Raw genomic sequence first — 4,007 nt, forward strand, 5'->3', positions numbered from 1 at the left:
GGCGATCTCGCGCAGGCGTGCCAGGAGGCGCTCGCGGCGGTCCTCAGCGGTCACGAACAGCGTCCAGCCGGGTTGCTCGATCCTCAGACCCCAGAGCGGCGTGCCGAGCGCGATCATCGCCGCCTCGTAGAGCAGCATCGTGGTCTTGCCAGTGCCAACGGGAGCAATCACTTGCGCCACGTCGGCATACAGGTAGCGGTCCACGATGCAGCGCGGTGCCAGGGCCGCGCGGGCGATCTCCATATCGGACGGGATCAGCACGCGGCGTGGCGGTGGTCGGGTCTCGATCCTCGGCCATTCGGCGACCAGGGAATCCAATTCAGCCTGTGCCCGCTCGATCAGTTCAGCAGGGTCTCTGCTGTCTTCCTGTTCGGCCAGACGACTGCCAAAGGCACGCAGGCGCCGTCTGGTGCCGGCGGCTTGAATGAGCTTGGCGTAGTGAGTGGCATTGGCCGCCGTGGTGGCATCGGCGAACAGCGAGACGATCAGCTCGCGCTGACGGCGATCCTTGAGCGCGTTCATCAGCATTTCTGGCTCGGGTGCAATGCCATCATCGCTCAGCGCCAGGATCGAGGCGAACACCTTGCCGTGGTCGTCGTTGCTAAAGTCGTCCGGGGACACCAGGTCCACAACGCGCGAGACGGCGTCGGGCTCGATCATCAAACCACTGAGCAGGGCGCGCTCGGCGCGGCCGGTGATTGCACGCTGAGACGCGTCTTGGTGTTGCTCCCACGGCTTGGGGAGGCCTTGTGTGGTTAGGCTCAAGATGCGTACCTCAGAGGCAGATGCTATCGACGTTTATCGACTCCGTCACTGTCCGCGCGGCGTGCAATTGGTTGACGAGGGCGTGCATCTCTTCGGGTGTCGCACCAGCCGTGAGAGCGCTGATAACGGCGTCGATCTCATGGCTGGGCCAAGCGACGGCGCGTTGACCGATCTTGACCGGGCGTGGCAGCAGGCCGGCGGCGATATCGGCATAGACACTGGCGCGGGAGCGGCCAATGCGGCGTTCAACTTCGGGCCGGCGTAGGAGAGAGGGTGTGGGGCATCGTTGCGGCATCCTGGTTGTGGAGATCAGTGCTGGGCGGGGATCGGTCCCGTGCCCAACGTGCTGTCTTCAGTACTCAGGAAGCGCCGCCGGTGCTCAATACCGGGCTTGGCCTAACGGCTGTTCGGGGGTCGCAAGCCGTTTGCGGGCAGCCTGGCTCTGAAGACCTTGCTAGCATCCACGCAATCCGGCTTTGCCCGCGACAGTGAAAGATCATCGATTTCGGCACGTTTTGCGATGCCTGCGATCGGCGGTATAGTCCACCAGTAGCCCAGAACCACCTGCCTGATGAGCGATCCCATTCGCGAACTGGCCGGACGGATCCTCGGCATTCTCTGCTATAGCAAGTTGGGCCAACCCACCTACTCCACCCCCACCGCCTTAAACGCCGCATCCACCGGATCGGCATAGAAGGCCGTCTGGAACTTGGCGAATAGCTCGCCAGGGATGCTCGGGATATCACCCACACTCGCCATCGGCAGCAGGATGCGCTTAGCCCCGGAATCAAAGGCGACCTGCAGACACTCGGCCAGGTTCTCGACCGGGATCACACTGCCACCAAGGCTCATATCGCCGAGGATCGCCAGTTGTGATTGCAGCGGCTTGCGCAGCGCGCCGGAGCACAGCGCAACGAAGCTCGCAAGGGTCATCGCCTTGGCCGGCCCGCTGTTGTGCAGCTCCACCGTATGCAGATGAAAGTCGTGATCGCCCGCCTTCACCAGCCCGCTGACGCGCCCGACATTGGCCTTGAAGTAGTCGTAAGCGATCCTTGCGGCCTCCTTCGCCGCGCTGCTGCTCCCCAGCCCGGAGGCAGTGAACTTGCCATTGCCGGCCGTGGTTTGGGTCTCCAGCCGATACAGCCCCAGATGCCCGCTGCTGCCTATGCAGATGGTGTGCAGCACGCCGGGGTTGAGCGGCCCATCCGGGATCAGTTTGTCGCCGCCCTGCTCCGGCACGCTGACGAAGGTCTCCTCGCGCGTCTCCTGATCGATGAAGGAGAAATGCACGTCATAGAACTCCATGCCACCGATCTTCTTCAGCTGCTCCTTGACCCGGCGGCGCGACTCCATCGCGTAGATGAGCACCCGACCCACCGCCTCCTTGTCGTAATCACCCGCCGGATACAGCAGCTTCAACAGCCCTGACACCGTGCGCCGCACCGCGATGCTGTCGCGCTGATTCAGGTCCTTGCCGAGCGTGAACCAACGGTCGATCGCATCGGAGCAGTTGCGCTTGCGCATCTCGCGCATGAACTCGGCCAGATAGTCGGTGATCAGCCCATAGCGGTTGGTGAAGAACTCCGGGCGCATCTTCGGCACCTCCCAGCCTGGGATGTAGGCATGGAAGCGGTCGAAGAAGGCCGAGTCGATCATCGACTCCGGAAAGGGCGCAAGCAGATGGCTGGTCTTCACCAGTGTGTCGACCGGCTGATTGATGTTGCCAACGAACATCATGCTCGCCGAGGCCTGGATCGACTCGCGCCCGCGCGCAAACGACCCCGAGGCCATGTAGTCCTTCATGATCTGCACCCCATCCTTGTCCTTGAAGGCGATGCCGGCCACCTCATCGAAGGCGACCAGGTCCCACAGCCCGACCAGCCCCACGGTGCGCCGCGCCATGTTGTAGAACAGGTTGGCCACCGTCGTCTGCCCGCCCGAAATCAGGATGCTATTGGGGCTGATCTCCTTGTAGAGGTGACTCTTGCCGGTGCCGCGCGGCCCCAGCTCACAGGCGTTGTAGTTGTTCTCGACGAAGGGGATCATCCGCGCCAACAGATGCCACTTCACCCGCTCCTCCAGATTCGCCGGCTCCATGCCGGTGGAACGGCAGAGCACATCGATCCACTGCGCCTCATCGAACCCACGCCGACCCTCGATCAACTGCTCCAGATCCAGGTTCGGCATCTGAATCGGCTTCAGTTCGCCGATGCTGAAGGGCGAGCCCTTCGCCCCCTCCTCATGGAAGTAGTGCAGCGTGACGATGCACCAGATCCCACCGACCAGCAGCTTCTCGAAGTCCTTGACGAAGCGCCCGCTGATCTCGGCATCCTTCACGCCTAGATTGGAAAGCAGCGCCTCATAGACATCCCGGCGCTCGTTCAGGCGCACGGTCACCTTATCGATGACCTTGAAGCTGCCGCGCTCCTTGACCTTGGACTTGATCTTCTCCGCCTCATCCGGGCGCACATAATTCTCCGCCAGGATGGTCTTGACCGTCTCTAGCCCGTCGCGGATGGTTTCCTCATCATCGGACGCGCAGTACATGCCGAGCAGGTACTCGAGCACGTAGACCGGCACGTTCGCGCCTTCCTTGATGCGCTTGGTGAGGTCTTTGCGGACCACCTTGCCGGCGAAGTGGTGGTTGAGGAGCTGATCTAGCATTCAAGTGGATAGTGGATAGTGGATAGTGGATAGATGGTGGCTATTGGAGACGCTTTATTAGGACGGCTAGCATTTTTTGGATCTCGGTAAGCAAAGAGTTTGCGTGAGCGACATCATCAGGTGTTGCGTAGCCTAGCCGTGTTGCGATGGCCAACTGGGTTTCAACTTCTGCTCTTGATCCTTGAGCAATGGACAAAAAATTCCGGAACTCTGCCTTGGATTGACGTGCCTGACCTTCTGCAATATTTGATGGGATCGAAACCGCCGCCCGCCGAATCTGGCTGGTCAAACCATAGACCTCTTCGCGCGGAAAGCCCCGAGTTAGTCGATAAATTCTAACCACCAAATCCATCGACTTCTGCCAGACCACCAACTCACGATAATCCTGAATTGACATCAACTATCCCCACTATCCACTATCCACTATCCACTATCCACTATCCACTATCCACTATCCACTATCCACTATCCACTATCCACTTCTTCACTCAGAAGTCATTGTCGAACAAAAGGTCAATCGTCACATCAAACCGCGCCTCTTCCACGCCCGTCTCGGCATCGCGCAAGCGCAGCTGATA

Annotated in this window: 4 protein-coding genes; all 4 read right to left on the minus strand. The window is 60.7% G+C overall.

Features of this window, described 5'->3' with window-relative positions:
* On the minus strand, positions 1-765 hold a 765-nt coding region (locus tag VBE63_RS25525), incomplete at its 3' end, for a DnaB-like helicase N-terminal domain-containing protein (protein ID WP_323685814.1).
* A gap of 10 nt (positions 766-775) precedes the next feature.
* Positions 776-1,060 (minus strand): helix-turn-helix transcriptional regulator, encoded by a 285-nt coding sequence (locus VBE63_RS25530; protein WP_323685815.1) that lies wholly within the window; start codon positions 1,058-1,060, stop codon positions 776-778.
* Between the two features lie 350 nt (positions 1,061-1,410).
* Entirely contained in the window at positions 1,411-3,429 is a 2,019-nt protein-coding gene (brxL, locus tag VBE63_RS25535; RefSeq protein WP_323685816.1) for a protease Lon-related BREX system protein BrxL, read from the minus strand.
* A gap of 40 nt (positions 3,430-3,469) precedes the next feature.
* Positions 3,470-3,826: a four helix bundle protein gene (locus VBE63_RS25540; protein ID WP_323685817.1), complete on the minus strand. Its 357-nt coding sequence runs from the start codon at positions 3,824-3,826 to the stop codon at positions 3,470-3,472.
* Between the last annotated feature and the right edge of the window lie 181 nt (positions 3,827-4,007).

Source organism: Lamprobacter sp. (assembly GCF_034860625.1).
Lineage (GTDB): Bacteria > Pseudomonadota > Gammaproteobacteria > Chromatiales > Chromatiaceae > Lamprobacter.

What these genes read in the sequence shown, in the direction of transcription:
- VBE63_RS25530 (WP_323685815.1), bottom strand. Translation starts at nt 1,060, where the DNA reads ATGCCGCAACGATGCCCCACACCCTCTCTCCTACGCCGGCCCGAAGTT.
- brxL (WP_323685816.1), bottom strand. Translation starts at nt 3,429, where the DNA reads ATGCTAGATCAGCTCCTCAACCACCACTTCGCCGGCAAGGTGGTCCGC.
- VBE63_RS25540 (WP_323685817.1), bottom strand. Translation starts at nt 3,826, where the DNA reads ATGTCAATTCAGGATTATCGTGAGTTGGTGGTCTGGCAGAAGTCGATG.